Genomic DNA, 16,526 nt, shown 5'->3' with positions numbered 1-16,526 from the left:
GAAGCACCCCTCGGTGCTCGGCGTCCATGCTCGACGTGGACCGTCGGGCGGACCGGGAAGGGCACAGTCCGGCCGCGGACCCGTGGGCGACGCTCAGCATCATCGAATCGTCTTTCGGCAGCTGCGGATTCGATGTCGCGGCGTGATCGACAGACCCACGATCTTGTTCCATACCGCCAGAAAACGCTGCACCACAGCGCATTCAGTCGAACAGGCCCACATCGTTCGTCGAGCCAACGCCCGTCGCGGCAGCCGAGACAGTCGCCTTCCGATCCGCGAACATCGCTATAGCGCGATCCTCGGTAAAAGAACCGCGTACATGCCTGCACGCGCTCCCCGGTGGTCGGAGTTGAATTTCCGAGTCCGCCGGGGAGTGGTGCAGATCAAGCGCAGATTTCACACGCGCTCACTGAGCGAACCGGGGTCGGTGACCTCGGCAGCTGCGACGGTCGGTTCGAGCGCCACGGCTTTCGCGCGGCGACGGTGGCCGATAACGACCCCCGCGCATCCGATCAGCGCCCACACCGCCATGGTGAGCAGAACAGGACCCAGACCCGAGCCGTCGAAGTACGCAATACGTTTCAGTCCGTCCAGTCCCGTGGACGTCGGAAGCAGCGGATGCAGGAACTGGTAGAACGACGGTGCCAGATCGAGTCCGACCGCAACGCCCGATGCCGGAACCCCCAGCATGATGTACAGGCCGAGTGAGATGAGCATCATGACCGGTCCGAAGTTCACGAAACCTCCGAGTGTGACGATCCCGCAGGTGAATGCAAGAAGAAACACCATCCCTGCGACTCCGCCGATGTTGTCGTGCAAGGTCCCGGTGATTCCGTAGGAAATCAGCACTTGGATTCCCGCCGCGATGCTGCTCATCACGCCGAGCAACAACACTTTCCACCTGATGCGCACGCCGGGTGCAACCAGCGACGCCACCGCGGTCGTCAGAAAGCCTGCCAGGATGGCTCCGAGTCCGACATACATCACGCCGGCACCTACCGCGTCCGATTCCGGGAGTGGTACCAGATTCTCGATATTCACCGTTGCATTCGTCGATGCAGCGAGCGCGGTCACGAATCGCTCCGCAGCGATGGTCGATTGTGTATTGCCCGCCTGCGCTGTGTACAACGTCGAGGTCGTCGGATCGTATACGGCTCGGGTTTCCAGATCGAGGAGTCGCTCGGTGCCCTCGTCCACTGTCGCAACGCGGTCGACTACGAAATCGTCGTTGTTGAGGGCATCGCTGCTCTGGACGAATTGCATTGCGGCCGGACTGTTTCCGACAACGTCGATATGAACACCGTTCGGTCCGGGGCTGTGGAAGAGGCCGATATAGGTGAGAGGTAGGACGAACATCATGAACAGCGGGAGCAACAGTCCGCCCGTCAGCATGTGCCTCCGTTTCATCTGCTGCGGAGTCGCGGAATGTTCGTCGCCGAAGTAGAAGCGGAAATGGTTCGTTCCCTGCGTTGGAAAGTCTGCGTTCGATGCAGCCGGCGCAGTTCCTGTTTCACTCATTTCGAGTATCCGTTCTCGGGTGCGGGAATTGCGGCGAAGGAGCTCAGAATCGGTTCGTCCGGATCCTTTTTGTGTCGAAGCACCGAGAGCCCCAGTAGTCCGGCGGCCAAAAATCCCCACATCGCCATCACGGCAACTGTGCCCCCGATACTTGCTCCCGGGAAGTACACGAGGCGCTTGAGGCCCTCCAGTAACGCAGGCGTGGGAAGGAAGTTATTGAGTGTGGTGAAAAAGCCGGGCACCATCTCAGGCGCAATCGCCGCACCCGAGGAGGGCACTCCGAGTAGCACCATGATGAGCAGGGTGGGGATCATCATCCCCGGTCCGATCAAGCGCATCCCCCCTAGATGGAAGGATCCGACGACGAACGCCGACAGTGCAAGCAGTGCGAGCACCTCCAGGATGCTTCCGGACACCGCGCCGTACACCCCGTATGCAACGAAGGCCGGCACTACCGCGGATACCACGCTCATGACGGCAATGACGGTCAGCTCGACACGCAGCGAAAGGCCGGGCAGGAGCAGTTGGAGAACTGTCGCAGTCAAGAAGCCACCAAGAATCGCCGCGAGGCCGACGAACATCAGCGATGCGCCCAACCTGTCGGTAGAACTCGTCGGTGCTACGTCGAAGACGGTAGGCACAGTGCCGACTGTCTTGCCCGCAATGGAACCGAAGAGACCCTCGACTGCCTGCGCAGCGGCAAGATTTCCTTCGGACGCGACGTACACGATGTTCGTTGCCGGATCGTAGGCACCACGCGTTTCCAAGCTGGACACAGCATCCTTTGCCGCGTCGACATCTGCTACGACTCCGACGTCGAATGAAGACCCGACCTGGGCCTGAACCTGCTGCGCGAATTGCTCGACTTGCGTCGACGTTCCAACTATCCGCACGTCCATGTCGTGCGGCGTCGGCGAATGAAGGCCCCAGGTATAGAGCAGTGGAAGAACCGTCATCAGGAAGAGCGGCACCACCATTCCCCCGAGCATCATCACTGTCGGTGACGGTTTCTTGCGCGGATGCGCTTCCGGGGCACCCGCGGCCAGCTGGTCGGTCACAATCGAACTCCTCGTCGCTAGTTTACATCTGTTCATTACAATACACATGTAAGATACAAGCAGCGAGAGCTGCGCATCACCCATTAGGGTGGTCCACGATGACCGCAAACATGGACCCTCGCGCAGTACGCAGTCGAGAACTGTTACTGGACGCTGCTGCCGAATTGGTCTCTCACCGTGATCCCGCGGAGGTGTCGATCACCGACATCGCCTCGGCCGCCGGCGTCAGCAGGCCGACCCTGTATCTGCACTTCCAGGACCGAGACACCCTGTTCGCCGGCGTCGTTCGGAGACGACTGCAGTCGATCGCCGCGCTGGATGACGACGTGGTGGTGGATCGAGAGCAAGCGGAACGCAGCATCGGGCTCGTTGTGGCCGAGCTAGGATCGAACCGTGAGTTCTACCGCAAATTGATCGGGGCTCAATCGAATTCGCGTTCTCGCGAGCAGGTAATGACCGTTCTGCGTCAGGGAGTGGGCCAGTATCTCCGACAACAAAGACTGGGCGACACCTCGCCGAACTCCCGTCAATCGAGGCGGCTCGACGAAGAAGCGTTGTTCATCACGGGTGGAATGGTGACGGTCCTGTCGAAGTGGCTCGACGGCGACCATGTTGACGAGCCCTCGGAGCAACGCTGGTTGGCCGAACGACTGTGGCATCTCTTGTCGACCGTGGCGAGTGCCCCTGAACCGCAAGAGCTGCAGTAACCAAGTCCTCGACGTACATCGTCAGATCCGTGACGGTGCGCTCGTCCGATGGTGTGTGATGCCGCGAGTCCGTCGGGATGCCGGTCATCTCGAGCGCTTTCGCAGCAGTTCCACCATGTCCAGTTGTGACAACCTCGTGACAGCGAACCACTTGCGGAATCGACCATCGAACCCGAAGACCGACCCTGAGCAACACGAAAAGCAAAGATACGGCGGCGATGAAGGTAACTCTCGCACGGATCTGAATCCGCTGTGTCGGTTGTCCACTCGGATCCGTGGGAAGCCACCGGCATACACGCTACCAACCGAAAAGCACTTTCCTGGTCCAGAAATCTGGATCCATATGGACTCTGGTGCCCCCAGTCGGACTCGAACCGACACTGTGCAGATTTCAAGTCCCCAGAAGTGGATTCGCAGGAACTTCAATGGACTCGCTATTTGCTTATTATCAACGCTTTTCGTACATCAACGTCCGAACCGGTCCATGCACGAACGTACCGACTTGTGACACTCTAGTGACACCGAACTGCCGCCGATTCTCCGACACCGGACAGTCCTGATCGGTGTCGGACAGCCACGGTATCGAGTGGACGAAGAGTGTCCTGGCGCACCGACGCTCTGGGGGACTCGTGACAACGAGACTTATTCGTCGCGAACCCACATCGCACTCGCGTCAGTCGAAAGTGCAACGGCGAACCCCACCGCATTGGTCCACACGGCTTGTTGGACAGCTGCTCCAGGCGAGGCGTTAGCCATCCGGCGATGATGCTGACGGAAGCGAACAAGTGCCGAGTTGCCAACAACAGACACGATGCCGCCGACGACATCACGCGGAAACTACAGTTTCCGCACCGTCTGGAACCCTCGGTTGGGTCGATGCCCTACCAACGGTGGTCACACGGTCCGTCGTTGTCCGTGCCGTGCCCGTCGCACCGTCCACTCGGTCAGGGCGACGAGTGACACGATCACGGCCGGGCCGGTGATGTTGGTGACCACCACAGCAAGACCGATGGGCGCGATGAGCGCGATGGTCGCGCTCACGCACGCTTCGGCGGCGAGGACACCTGCCCACACGCCCGTCAGTCGCCGATGCGCCGAGTCCAGGACCGAGCTTCGCGCCATGGTTTCCTCGAAACCCTCTGGGTCGCCTGACAAGTCGCGTCGAATCCGTTCGATCAACGGCCGTGTCGACACCAAGGACACACCGGCTACCACCGCGATCACAAAGGTGATGGCACTGTCCTTGACCAAGATCACCCGCGCATCACCGGTCACCCATGCCAGCGCCAGCGCCAAACCGAACCGCAGCAGCACCAACATCCCGAGGGCGTTGATCCGACGCGTTCGACCCCATTCGACGGCAAGGACGAGCACCGCCACACCCGCACAACCCGTCAGCGCCCACACCGGATCCGCGCCGAAAGCACCGAGTGTGAAGTACGCCCCGATCGGCACACCGACGTTCTGCGCAACCCCGGCCACGATCCGCGAGAGTCGATTCGATGCTGCTTCCGCGGCCATCACCCGGCATCACCCCCGACGTCGATGTCGTCCATGGCGCGTTCCAACCGACCGAGCAACTCCCCCAGAACGGCCATATCGTCTGCCGCGAGACCGGTGGTCGCCGCCGAGTCGAACCCTGCGAGATCCGACCGCGCTCGAGCGAGTAGTTCGGTCCCGTAATCGGTCAGGGTGATCACGGCGCGTCGTCCCCGCCCTGTGGCAGTGCGCGCGAGGTAACCCGATGCGGTCAGTGCGTCCACGATTCCGGTCATCGTCTGCGGCCGAACACCCAGTGCCCGAGCCAAATCGGCCGACGAGAGGTCGTCACCGTCGGCGACGGCCGACAGGACTCCGAACTGGGGACCGGTGATGCCGTGGACGTCGAACACTGCGGTGAATCGTCGTCGCACCACGTGCGATGCCCGCACCAACCTCCACAACAAAGCCGCGCCCGACTCCTCGGCGTTCGATTCCACAGCGCCCGATTCCGTCACCGCGACCACCTCGTAGACGACACCAGCGACCGGATCTGTGCCACCGCCGGCAGAGCGGTCGACAGAACCACCGTGCCGGCGACGTTGTCGGAGCGCGTGATCCACCTCGCCGGTGTCAACGATTCGCGGACCGCGTCCGCGCCGCGCGTCGACACACGGTCGTGGTATTCGGCCAACGTGTCGATGCAGACACCTCGTGAGATCACCTCGGCGAGGTCCGCCGCGTCGACGATCGCTGTCGATGCAGATCGGCCACCGGTGGGAGGCATGGCATGTACCGCATCGCCGAGTGCCGTCACTCTCTCGTCCGTCCACGGAACCATCCGCGCGGATGGGGCAGCGGCCCGAAAGGTGTACTTGCCCAGAGTGCGTGGGTCCGTGGCGGCGAGAGCCGTGCGAACCCATGGGCTCCATCCACCCAACAGTCGATCGACGCCGGCCAGGGACATCCCGCCTGGTTCCAGGGTCGCTGCCGCCCGCTCGGTGGCGATCAATCCCCAGATCAACGACGCCGGCTCGATGATCGGCTCGACCGACCCGATCCTTTCGTGCGCGAGGCGACGCGGACAGTGCCGGGTGAGAAACAGTCCCGTGCCACGAGGGCCGATCGCGAGCACCGGACCGTGGCGGAGTAACTCAGGCATCGACGACGCCGAGGCCAGCGGCACCGTGCCTGCAAGGCCGCGAAGGCCCACCGGAGCGGACAGCGGGTGTCCGGCCGCTTGTTCGGCCATCACGGACCGGGCACCGTCGGCCGCCACCATCAGATCACCGCTGATGTGTTCCCCCGTATCGGTGACGACGTCGACGCCAGCTGCAGTGCGCTCGTACCCCACCACGGTCGTGGCCATCCGCAGCCGGTCTGCGAGACCGTAAGCGAGCAAGGTGCGCAGGACGACCCGCCCGATCATCAGGTGCTCGCCCTGGTCGCCGTTCGGGACTGTTGCGATCACACGCAGTCGACGGTCGGTGACGTGCATTCGCTCGAACGACCCCGGCGGCGCCGACGATGCACTCAGTGCAGCGAAGACGTTGCCGGGCATCGCCGTTCGCAGTGCTCTGCAGGCCACGGCGTTGATGTGCAATCGATAGCCGCCGGTGTTCGAGATCTTCGTGTCCCGGTCGATCACGACTACATCGACGCCACGACCGACCAACGCCTGTGCAAGGGTCAGGCCGCCGATACCCGCGCCCACCACGATCACCTTCATGATGCCACTCTAATATCAGGACCCTGATACTTCAACGTTTCGATTGCGATGACCCAGGCTCTCGAAGCGCGCGCGAAGGTGAGCCCGCCTGGACTCGCCCAACCATCGCACGCGTCGAGCCCAACAATGACGTAACGACTGCGAACATCGCCAAGGTCGCGCAATCGCTGGCTTCGATCTGGGCCTCAGGGACGACCATCAACGATGCTGGCAGCGTTGGTCATCCAATCAGTCAGGGGACGCTGCGAGTCGCAGCTCCGTGCCCGTCGTGTCCGCGAAGCCCTCCGGCGTCGAGCACTTCTTGATGAGGTGCTTCACGTACGCCTTGGTGTAGCGGTACGACCTCGTCGGCTCGTCGTACTCGCAGAAGTCTGGGTTCGTCCTGTCCGGGTTCGGGTCACCGATGGGCGGACGAATCTCCTTCCTCTTCCAGGCTGCCGTGAAGTGGGCCTGGTTGAATGCGAAAGGGATTCCCGCCTCGACCTCGGCAGCTGTCGGCTTCGGCATGAGCCGTCCGAGGCCCGAGACGGGCCGCTTCTGTTCGCGCCCGATCACCTGTCCACGACGGGCCATCTCCTCGGCGACCGCACGCTCTTCATCGGACATGTCCTCGTACCGCGTGAACTGCATCGCGACGGCGTCCGGGTCCTTCGGTGCCAGCTCGACCATCGCCCGCAGCCGAAATTCACAGCGAGAGTCGTTGACGGTCGCCTCGTCCAAACCCGATTCGTAGTCAGTGACGAAACCGCGTAGATCCGCCGGCAGTGTTCTCCGAAACAGTCGGAGAGCTTGCTCGCCCTGGGGCGTGAAGGTGCCGACGAAAATCGGCAGTCGCAGAAGTAGTGCCAGCGACTGCGCGTCCCCGAACTGCTCGGTCAGCTGCGTCTCGTAGTTGACGAGAACAGCGTGCCTCGTCGAGTACGCAATTCAGCCTGTCACGATAGTCACCGCACACGCGCGATCGGCGGTGACTTCATAAATTGAGGTGGCCACCGCGATGAGTTCGGCACCCACACCTGTCTCATCACACATGCACATCATCGACACGAAGATCATTGCCCGCACCGGCCGCGGCACCGTCAACGAAAAGGACAGCAACGGAGCCGCAGAATGGTCGGACATCACGGCAAAACTCCGTTCTGGAGAGGCAACGAGTTGGCTGAGCGTCAGTCGTTCTCGAGGCGGTGTCCACACCCGGCCGGTATTTGCCGCGTTCGGTGACATGTCGTTCTTCTTCGCCACCAAAGGGTCGGCGGCCAAAACTGCCCATCTGCACGACAACAACGAAGTCTCGCTGGCCATCGACCTCGACGAGATGCATCTCGTCGTCGACGGGGTCGCCGAGCGCTTGACAACCCCGGACGACCTTCACCACGCCTCCGCAGTCTTACTCGACGTCTTCGACTGGCCCACCCAGGTTCGAGGAGATGAACTCGACGCACCGTACGCGGCACCGACGTCCGGTGGTCCGCCCTTGCAAGCCTGGGAGTTGCGTCCCACCCGCTCCTGGGCCTTTCCGACCCAAGATCAGTTCGAGCCCACCAAGTTCGTCTTTCGGGCGCGCTGAAGACCATCGAGCAATGGTGGTTCGCGGACCAGTCAGGCGGAGATTGCGTCCCAGAGTTCGCAGTGATGCTCGGCGCGATGATCGACCAGGTGCACGCCGGATCCGGTGACCGGATTGTCGAACTGCATCACCGGGGTATCCGTACCGGTGGTGACCGGCCACTCGACGCCGGCCCCACCGGGCATACCGGTGTGGGCGAACGACGACCACGCGGCCACCATGTCCTCACCGAGCTCACGCTGCCCGTGTTCGGTGAGCAGATTCTCACTGCCGAGGTCGAACAGGTACGGCAGGTCGGTGGCGTGCGCCGCCCCCTGGGGCACGCCCGACGTCGCTACACCGCTCACGTCGGGGGCGCTCCGATCGGCGAATTCGTAGCTGTAGACCGGTGTTCCGTCCGCGGCCAGATCGCGGGCACCGCGAGCCGTCGTGCAGGCCCACGCCACATCGGTGACCAAGGTCGCCCACGCGACGGGAGCCGACTCGTAATCACCGAGCGGATACTGCCCGCTCACCGCCCCCGCATCCGCAGGGAACGAACCCTCGATCAGCGACGCGTAATTTTCCGCGGTCACTGCGGTGGGGTCGGTGAGTAATAGTCCGCCGATGAACGATCGGTGCTCGTCGCGATTGCCCCCGGACAGGACGGGCACTTTCAGCCAGTCCCCGTCCTCGACGGCTCGAGCCGGTTCGCGTGGTAGCAGATCGGTGCCGTAGGCCAACGGGTTCCCGAATAACACCGACTGCCCAAGCAGGGCATCCACAGGCCGTCCGCGTAGGCACTTCAGTACGTCGAGGTCGGTGCACCCGAGTGCTTCAGCAGCCGCAGAACCCTGAGCTTCGCTGTCGGACACAGGAATCAGCGATGACGATGCCGGCAACCCGGGGAACAAGGTGCCCGCGGGCCACGCGAGACGGCAGGATCCCGACGAGAAGATGGCCCGGTCGATCAACCCTTCGGCGGCCGGGGAGGTGAGGGCGGCGCAGGTCGAGGTTCCGCCAGCCGATTCACCGAACACAGTGATCGAGTCGGGGTCGCCGCCGAATGCTGCGGCGTTGTCGTTGGCCCACCGCAAGGCGGCCAATTGGTCTGCGAGACCGAAGTTTCCGGAGCCTTCGAGCCCGGGCAAACCCAAATACCCGAGCATTCCGAGCCGATAGTTCGCCGAGACGACGATCACGTCCCCCTGATCGGCGAGCCGCTGCGCGTCGTACTGCGCGCCGGCTCCGCTGGTGAAACCGCCACCGTGCCACCACACCATCACCGGGCGAGGTTCATCGCTTGTGCGAGCCGGGACGGTGACGTTCAGGAACAGGCAGTCCTCATCGGTGGACGAGACGGCCTGTGCAGTTTCGCCTGTCTGCGGACACGGCGACCCGGGCCGAGTGGCGTCCAGGACGTCGTCGGTGTCGGGAGCCGATTCGGGCAGGGTCCACCGGCGGTCACCGGTCGGTGGCTGCGCGTACCGAACACCGAGGAACTGGTGCGTGTCGCCTACGGCTACCCCCTGCAGAGTCCCGGTCGTGGTGTCCACCAACAGGTCCGACCCGGTGTCCGCTTCGTTCTCCACCGACGAGCAACCGGCGACAACCAGCACCGCCGCGGCGATGACCGCGAATGCGCGCCTCACGGCGTCGCCCGAGTTGCGGCGTCGATGGTGCCGACGAGTTCGTCGGCGAGGCGAACGGGGTCGGCTCCCGCTGCGGTCAGACCGACCGCAGTGTCCAGGACCGCGCGGATGGTGAGCGCCATGAGTGTCACGTCGAACTCGCGCATCTGGCCCGCGACTTGACCATCCCGGAGCATGCCGGCGGTCGTCATCAACTCGGCCGCATGCTCAGGCCGTTCCTCCCGTCGCATGCTATCCACTGTGCGGCTTGTGTAGATGGCGGTGAGGGCCCGAAGATGACGCGGGTAGCGGGCGTAGAACTCGATGCTCCCTCTCACGAATGACGTCAGGCTGTCACGGGGCGATTGGGCGGACACAGTATCCGGCTGCACTTCCCGACGCCCCAAGTCGTAGATCGCGTCTACCGCTGCCTCGAACAACTCTCGTCGCCCGCCAGGAAAGTGGTAGTTCACCACCCCGCGGCTGACACCGGCACGCTCCGCTATCCGCACCAGCGATGCCTGCTCGGCACCGAGATCGGCCAAGGCATCAATCGCCGCGTCGACGAGTTGAGCGCGCCGCGCAGATTGAAGAAACGTTTCGACCATCACCCAAAGTTAGCATCACTGATCGAATTTTGACACCTATGTCAGAATTTAACCTGAGATCTCAGAATGAGTCTCGACGGTGGCATTCAGGAGTTGATGTATCTGCCAATTCCGCATGCGTAGAACAAGACCGGACGCTCGACTGGTCGACACCATCGCGTCCGACACCCCATCACCGCTCGACGGCGTACCGCATCAACGACGATCCGGATCGAAATGCGCGGCATTCCAGTAGCCGCAGTTTCTGTGACGGGGTGCCGTCGAAAAGTCGTTCACCGTGTCCACGCGCGTACGGGTACTGGAAGAACCTGTACTCGTCGACGAGGTCAGCCGCGATCAGATCCCGACACAATCCGATACTCCCCGTACACACGATGTCGCCGCCGTCCATCGCCTTGATCCGCGTGACTTCCTCGATCAGATCTCCCGACAGCACGGTCGAATTCGCCCAACCGGGATCCTCCATGGTCGAGGACACGACGTACTTCGCGACGCGATTCAGGTGCTCGGTCACTCCCGTCGTGTCATCGATCTTCGGCCCCCAGAAATCCCGCATACCCTCGAACGTCACCCGCCCCACCAAGAAGCCATCCGACGCATCGCGTTGCGCAGCCAAAGCCGCGTCGAGTTCGGCGTCGCTCCCTGCCCGGTCGAACCAGTCGTCGGTCGCCTCGATCACGCCGTCGACCGTGATGTTCTGCGTGACAACCAAGGTGCGCATCATCGGAAGATACCACTGCGCCCGCCTACTTCTCGCCCGTTCCAGACACCTCTCGTTTCTACCTGCGCGGTGAATTTTCGGACTTCGTTCGGTCACAACCCATAGCAAGGTTCTCTATCCACCGATGCGAAGGATTTGGCATGCAGATAATTCATACCCTGCCAGTGTTGTTCGTCGACGATCACGACACCGCTATCGACTGGTACACAAAGCTTCTCGGCCGCACCTTCGACCGACGACCGATGGACCCCGCCGCCGAATGGGACCTCGGCGACGGCCGCGGAGTGCAGATCTACCACGACCCCGCGCGGGCCGGCGGGCACGACGTCGTTCTCGGAGTGCCCGACCTCGACGACGCAATAAAGGAAATCGGCTCACGGGGTATCGACGCCGAGGCATTCACCGTTCCCTCGGGGCAGTTCAAGCTCGCCGTACTCCCCGACCCCGCCGGCAACAACGTGATCCTCTCCCAATCACTGGCCGATGCGACGCCCGCCATCGAGCGATTCACCAGCACCCGCACCATCGACGCACCACCGTCGACCGTCTTCGCTTTCCTGTTGAACCCGCACAATCACCAACACACCGAACCGACCGATTGGGTTCGCGACGCCGTCGACACCACCTTGATCACCGGCCCGGGCCAGACGTTCGCTGTCAACATGTACCTCGAGCAAGCCGGCGGACACTACGTGATGCACAACCTCGTCACAGCGTTCGAGCGCGACCGCATCATCGCGTGGCTGCCCTGCTCGCAGAACAGCGACGGCGAACTGCAAGCCGGCGGATGGTGGTGGCGATACGACCTGACCTCCCGAGACGACGGAACCCTGGTGACACTCACCTACGACTGGAGCGACACCCCCGCAGCAATACGAGACGAAATCGGCGGGATGCCGGCAGTCCCGAACAGCTTCCTCGACGACTCCCTGGCATCACTCGACGCCGCGATCCGAGCCGACCGATGACCCTCCCACTGGCCACACTGAACCCCATCCTGGGCCGGTGGCGGACCTCGGGCACCATCGTCGATTCCGACGGACACCCCGATGGCGACATCTCGGGCACCGACACCTATACCGCACTGCCAGGCGGGCAGTGGATTGCACACGACGTCGACGTCACGATCGGTGGCCACCGCACCCTCGCCCACGAACTCATCGGCGGGGCTCACCCCGACGGCGGTTGGCACATGTACGCATTCGACGAAGGCTCCGAGCCCGGGCTCATGAGGCTGTCAATGCGCGACGACAACCTACTCCTTCTGGAGGGCAACGGCATTCGCAGTTGGTTCCACTTCCGAGCCGGGACCCGCCATATGACAACTCGGTGGGAACGGTCCGACAGTGACACCTGGAGAACCTGGATGTCGATGCGATTCGACAGGATCGGTTGAAAGCGAGAGCGGCTGAACGCGTCTCGACAATCAGATGATCGGGCACTCCGCCCGTTTCGGTGCCCGGCGCTCAGCGAGTAGGGAGGCGGATCGCGAAGCCCCACCCTGGCTGAGCAGTTGTATCGCTGCCGTGGATCCCGACATCACGTCAGCCGACATCTCGATGGAGGTCGGCAATGCGGACGCGGCCTACGCTCGAGCCAAAGCGGACGGATTGGTGATCGTGAGGGAGATACGTGACGAACTCTGGGGAATCCGCCGGTTCTTCGTAGGCGACCCTGCGGGTCTCGTCATCAGCGTGGCCAGTCACATTTCGTGAGTTCGAAAGCCTCGATGGGCGCGTTCAACTCGTGTAGCGCAGTCGCTGCCGAGCGGACGGCAGCGGTCGTGGCCCGTGCTCCGGTAAACCACCGCAGTCCAAAATTGAACCAAGAACGGCTCTCGGCCTTGGCGGCTTGTACCGAGATATGTCAGCTTCGTATCAACGAGCCATCGCAAGTGGTGTGTTCGACGCGGAAACAGAGCGTGAACTGTACAAACGCACCGAATCGCGACTGAGGCAGTTGGAAACCAGAAGAGGACTCAAGATCCACTGTCTTACAACATTATTGAGAACTGCCACAGTTCACTGCGCTCGTCGACACTGGCTATCTGGACTCGTTCCGGATCCGTATGAACTCCAGTGCCCCCAGTCGGACTCGAACCGACACTGTGCGGATTTTAAGTCCGGAAGGATGGATTCTGGTGGACTCCGATGAATCCACTTTTTTCTGCGTCACAACAGTTTTCGTACGCGGAAGTGCACACCAGTCCATGTCGATCTGTACCGACTTGTGTCACTCTCGTGTCAACGAGACCAGTCGACTGGACGCACTCGGACCACGATGCTCCATCCCGTATCGAGGTGGACCCGGTGCCCGCTCTAGAGAACACTTCGATCTTCTGTGCACGTCTGATGAGTCCGACATCTGTGTCAACGAACTCCGGCACCTGTCTGACAGATACAGCAGTACTCGAAGCCCTTAAGCGGGACAGAACCCGTTGCTGAGGCCCTCCTCTTGCACCACCAAAGCCGAGAGTACGCACACGACGGCTACCTCACGGATCGGTTGGCGGCAGGCCGTAACTAAGCATTAGTTCGCGCCCGCTTCTTTGTGTACGAGTCGGTTGACGGCCAGTGCCACACAGCAACCATAGACGCGTATTAGTCTGACCAGGGCACCGTCGAATGACGACCGTAGGAAGGACTTCAGCCGCGGCAGATTTCTCTATCGTGTAGTCGATTGGCTTACGACGGGCCTCGAATCCGACCTACGCTACCTGCATCCTGCGGCCATGCGGCGCAAGTTCCAGCCAGCGGCGCTGTCGATGGCTCATTGAATGCGGTCAAATTCGTTCAGCGGAAGTACACACCCTGCAGCTGTAATCGCTGTGACGGTTGTCAGCCCCGGTGACGGCATTGCGGAGCTCCATTGGCGGTCATCAAACGTCGATCCGGTGCCCCCGTGGCGTGCGCGCTGATGCCTCGAATTGGTTAACTACCTCGACGCCGCAGATTACGGCGTGGACCACCGAGTGCAGTTACCGCAGTGTCAAGAGGCGTTGACGTGAGTACTCGGTCGTCGACGCGGGTTTGTTTGTACTCGAGCCGTGAATTCGATTATTTCGCCGCCGCAAAGCTCGGGTCCGTTCAATCACGACCTTCACTGCATGGACCCTTCTGGAGCGCGACCTGCCTTCCGGCTCACGCCCGCGAACACCGATATGAGATCTGAGTTCTCTAACTCTTTCGATGTCCAATTTTATTTCGCAATGTCCTGACGAGAACTAGAGTCTGGCACTCAAGAACCGACCGGATCAGCCCAAGTGATGCTCGACGATTCCGTATTTCGGAAGCTCACCAATTGCGAAAGGCTCAAGCACTCCAAAGCGGGCATCCCCATCGATTTCAATTCGTGCGGCAATTTCTTCACATCCGTACAGCTCGTCTCGGACGCTCTTTTTATCGAGATCCAGCACCTCACCGCCAACGTGAAGTTCACCCATGTATTTCCCTTGCCACCAGTTACGGAAACCGAAGTAACCGCCACCCCGGAAATAGTAAGTCAAGCCGATGGCCTGGGCGCTCAACTCTCTTGTCGAACCGTCGGAGACCGAGATGACTGCGGACATCGATTGCGCACGCCGAGTACCAGCCGTGAACGTCCAGTTCATCTCGACGGTTTCGATTCCCAGAGGCTTCGAGCTGTTGGCTGGAATCAGAAATCCTCCAGCACCTGCTGCTCCACTGGTGCTCAGCTGCGTTCCGTCTGCCGCTTCGGCGAACGTGGAACACAGCGCCTCGGTGCCGCGGTCCACGCAGAACATTCCACTGAGAGTGGGCCGCGGTGCTCGGTCGGCCAAGTAACGCCCTGTCTCACGGCGATCGTCGACCTCGGTGTTCTGCACGATCCACGACGCAGGCGCGCCGGTCATTCCTCGAACACCCCAGGACCTGTCCTTGTACGCAAATGTGCGTTCAGGATCGAGGACGTACTTCTTGCCCTCGACGACAACAGTTCCCGACGCCGTGCCCAGTTGGAAGAACCGAATGGTGTCGTTCACGGTGACGCCACGTACGCGCGTCCGACCACCGCTCTCGGCGACCGGTACGTAATCGCTGATGAACTCGACATCGAATTCGATCCCCACATCGTTTCCCGTCAGAGCCACCCTCAGCTTTCTCGGTGGTTCTACGGACTTCCAGGACAGTGGGCCTACCGAGGTCGAATTGGGATCGGAATGGAGACTGCGAGACGCTCTGACGTTGTATTGCTTGCCATTCACCACAACGCCCGCGAATCCATCGAAGACATTTCGATTCGCGTATCTTCCAACCCCGACGGCGACCATGATTTCGCCGCTCAAATCATACGCCACCATGTATCCCTTCTCGGTCCAGTTGGGATCCGTGGATTGTGGTCGCGCCACCGTCTCGACGGTCTGATGGACCATCAGATCATCCAGGTCGCCGAGAACAAGAGGTTGATTCGTCATCCGACATGCTCGATTCCGTTTGAGGGTGCGCTGCCGATTTTTTGGTGAACCTCGCCGATGATTCGATAGGGCAGGTTCTCGGTCAAGAACCCAGGCGGCAGAAATGTCCATTCCATGTCTGTTGCCAGCCGGTGTGTCAGCACAAGCAGCACAGACAGACGCAAGGCGGCCACGATGTAGTAGTAATCGAAGTCCTGGCACGGGCGCCCGATCCGCGCCTCCCATCGCGCAATCGTGGCGGCTCTTCCCGGAAGGCCGGCAAGACGTGGCACACCGTGTGTCTGTGCAGCAACTTCATCGACGATCAGGAAGTAGGCGAGGTCGATCTCCGGCGCACCGAAGTGTGCAAGTTCCCAGTCCAGAAGGGCTGCAACCTGCCCATCGTGGTACATCACGTTTCCAATTTTCGCGTCGCCCCAACAGACCGACAGAGGGACCGTCTCCGGCATGTGCGCTCGAAGCCAGGACAGAACCTCGCGGTGTTTGGACACATCCGAACGTGCGCCCCAATCGAGCCACCGCTCGACAGTGTCGAGTTGTGTGTTCAACGCGTCCCTGGGGCCGGACGGAGTACCGAGGACTGGCAGATCAGCCAGAACGGTGGATCCCTTCACGTGAAGATCCGCCATCGCATCCACGGTCCGGAACCACAATTCCGCCCTCTCGGGGGTGTCGAGATCATGGAACAATCCAGCGCCGTGATATCCGGGGGCTTTGTCGGAGCACGCGACGCCTCGTACTTCGTCCATCACTATGAACGGCTGACCCAGGACCGCTGTGTCGGCCTCGAACCATCTGACTCCGGCCACCGGTACACCTGCCGATCCCAGAACCCGAGGGACCTCGAATTGAACCCTGAGATCTGCGTCAGGCAGGAGTGTGAACGCACTCGGCGACATTCGCAGAACCAAGCGCGCGCGAGTCGTGTGACCGTTCTGGGTACCTTCGACCTCGAGGAAGTACGTCGCGTTCGAAAGGCCAGATACCCCGCCCTTCACAGATACCACCGTCACGTCGCCGTCGAACAGGCGTCCTGTCAGCCATCTCTCGAGGTCCGGGACTCGTGCTTCGAGGTCGTTCCTACGTGCCATTGCGTG

General features: G+C 61.8%; 16 protein-coding genes. 5 read left to right on the top strand and 11 right to left on the bottom strand.

All coding sequences use genetic code 11. The annotated features are described in order from the left end of the window. Positions 1-396: 396 nt before the first annotated feature. Both AC5WEY_RS09025 and AC5WEY_RS09020 read right to left on the bottom strand, forming a co-directional pair. Positions 397-1,518, bottom strand: a complete 1,122-nt coding sequence (locus tag AC5WEY_RS09025) for an ABC transporter permease (protein ID WP_495645624.1) — start codon at positions 1,516-1,518, stop codon at positions 397-399. Beyond that, on the bottom strand, positions 1,515-2,576 hold the full coding sequence (locus tag AC5WEY_RS09020; RefSeq protein WP_495645623.1) for a hypothetical protein: 1,062 nt from the start codon (positions 2,574-2,576) through the stop codon (positions 1,515-1,517). Before AC5WEY_RS09020 ends, AC5WEY_RS09025 begins: the two co-directional genes overlap by 4 nt. Before the next feature lie 98 nt (positions 2,577-2,674). Here AC5WEY_RS09020 and AC5WEY_RS09015 point away from each other — a divergent pair, with 98 nt between their 5' ends. Further along, complete coding sequence (locus AC5WEY_RS09015; RefSeq protein ID WP_495645622.1) at positions 2,675-3,283, top strand: TetR/AcrR family transcriptional regulator; 609 nt, start codon at positions 2,675-2,677, stop codon at positions 3,281-3,283. A gap of 894 nt (positions 3,284-4,177) precedes the next feature. Here the strand turns inward: AC5WEY_RS09015 and AC5WEY_RS09010 are convergent. From AC5WEY_RS09010 to AC5WEY_RS08995, 4 genes are all read right to left on the bottom strand, one after another. Further along, positions 4,178-4,804: a VC0807 family protein gene (locus AC5WEY_RS09010; RefSeq protein ID WP_495645621.1), complete on the bottom strand. Its 627-nt coding sequence runs from the start codon at positions 4,802-4,804 to the stop codon at positions 4,178-4,180. Beyond that, positions 4,804-5,280: a MarR family winged helix-turn-helix transcriptional regulator gene (locus AC5WEY_RS09005; protein WP_495645620.1), complete on the bottom strand. Its 477-nt coding sequence runs from the start codon at positions 5,278-5,280 to the stop codon at positions 4,804-4,806. The genes AC5WEY_RS09010 and AC5WEY_RS09005 overlap by 1 nt, the downstream gene beginning before the upstream one ends. Continuing rightward, positions 5,277-6,491 carry an FAD-dependent oxidoreductase gene (locus AC5WEY_RS09000; protein WP_495645619.1) on the bottom strand — a complete coding sequence of 405 codons (1,215 nt, stop codon included), beginning with the start codon at positions 6,489-6,491 and terminating at the stop codon, positions 5,277-5,279. The genes AC5WEY_RS09005 and AC5WEY_RS09000 overlap by 4 nt, the downstream gene beginning before the upstream one ends. A gap of 228 nt (positions 6,492-6,719) precedes the next feature. After that, the gene (locus AC5WEY_RS08995; protein WP_495645618.1) at positions 6,720-7,211 is read right to left on the bottom strand and encodes a hypothetical protein; all 492 of its coding nucleotides are present in this window, start codon (positions 7,209-7,211) and stop codon (positions 6,720-6,722) included. A 310-nt stretch (positions 7,212-7,521) separates the two neighbouring features. On the opposite strand from AC5WEY_RS08995, the gene AC5WEY_RS08990 reads away from it, so the two are divergent. Next, complete coding sequence (locus tag AC5WEY_RS08990) at positions 7,522-8,058, top strand: pyridoxamine 5'-phosphate oxidase family protein (RefSeq protein WP_495645617.1); 537 nt, start codon at positions 7,522-7,524, stop codon at positions 8,056-8,058. A 32-nt stretch (positions 8,059-8,090) separates the two neighbouring features. On the opposite strand, the gene AC5WEY_RS08985 is transcribed toward AC5WEY_RS08990, so the two are convergent. The 3 genes from AC5WEY_RS08985 to AC5WEY_RS08975 all read right to left on the bottom strand — a co-directional run bounded on the left by AC5WEY_RS08985 (position 8,091) and on the right by AC5WEY_RS08975 (position 10,997). After that, the gene (locus tag AC5WEY_RS08985; RefSeq protein ID WP_495645616.1) at positions 8,091-9,689 is read right to left on the bottom strand and encodes a carboxylesterase/lipase family protein; all 1,599 of its coding nucleotides are present in this window, start codon (positions 9,687-9,689) and stop codon (positions 8,091-8,093) included. Next, complete coding sequence (locus AC5WEY_RS08980; RefSeq protein WP_495645615.1) at positions 9,686-10,276, bottom strand: TetR/AcrR family transcriptional regulator; 591 nt, start codon at positions 10,274-10,276, stop codon at positions 9,686-9,688. Before AC5WEY_RS08980 ends, AC5WEY_RS08985 begins: the two co-directional genes overlap by 4 nt. A gap of 172 nt (positions 10,277-10,448) precedes the next feature. Then, the gene (locus tag AC5WEY_RS08975) at positions 10,449-10,997 is read right to left on the bottom strand and encodes a dihydrofolate reductase family protein (RefSeq protein ID WP_495645614.1); all 549 of its coding nucleotides are present in this window, start codon (positions 10,995-10,997) and stop codon (positions 10,449-10,451) included. 140 nt (positions 10,998-11,137) lie between these two features. Between AC5WEY_RS08975 and AC5WEY_RS08970 the strand changes: the two genes are divergently transcribed. The 3 genes from AC5WEY_RS08970 to AC5WEY_RS08960 all read left to right on the top strand — a co-directional run bounded on the left by AC5WEY_RS08970 (position 11,138) and on the right by AC5WEY_RS08960 (position 12,712). After that, on the top strand, positions 11,138-11,965 hold the full coding sequence (locus AC5WEY_RS08970; protein ID WP_495645613.1) for a VOC family protein: 828 nt from the start codon (positions 11,138-11,140) through the stop codon (positions 11,963-11,965). Next, positions 11,962-12,393: a hypothetical protein gene (locus tag AC5WEY_RS08965; RefSeq protein WP_495645612.1), complete on the top strand. Its 432-nt coding sequence runs from the start codon at positions 11,962-11,964 to the stop codon at positions 12,391-12,393. Before AC5WEY_RS08970 ends, AC5WEY_RS08965 begins: the two co-directional genes overlap by 4 nt. 130 nt (positions 12,394-12,523) lie before the next feature. Continuing rightward, complete coding sequence (locus AC5WEY_RS08960; protein ID WP_495645611.1) at positions 12,524-12,712, top strand: VOC family protein; 189 nt, start codon at positions 12,524-12,526, stop codon at positions 12,710-12,712. Positions 12,713-14,250: 1,538 nt separating this feature from the next. Here AC5WEY_RS08960 and AC5WEY_RS08955 read toward each other — a convergent pair. Together AC5WEY_RS08955 and AC5WEY_RS08950 are read right to left on the bottom strand one after the other, a co-directional pair. Beyond that, the gene (locus AC5WEY_RS08955) at positions 14,251-15,429 is read right to left on the bottom strand and encodes an Rv3169 family protein (RefSeq protein WP_495645610.1); all 1,179 of its coding nucleotides are present in this window, start codon (positions 15,427-15,429) and stop codon (positions 14,251-14,253) included. After that, positions 15,426-16,520 carry a phosphotransferase family protein gene (locus AC5WEY_RS08950; protein WP_495645609.1) on the bottom strand — a complete coding sequence of 365 codons (1,095 nt, stop codon included), beginning with the start codon at positions 16,518-16,520 and terminating at the stop codon, positions 15,426-15,428. The genes AC5WEY_RS08955 and AC5WEY_RS08950 overlap by 4 nt, the downstream gene beginning before the upstream one ends. Positions 16,521-16,526: the final 6 nt, after the last annotated feature.

It is taken from the genome of Rhodococcoides sp. S146-33 (assembly GCF_059489205.1).
Note: the sequence above shows the minus strand (reverse complement) of the source record. Positions and strands in the feature narration are given on the sequence as shown.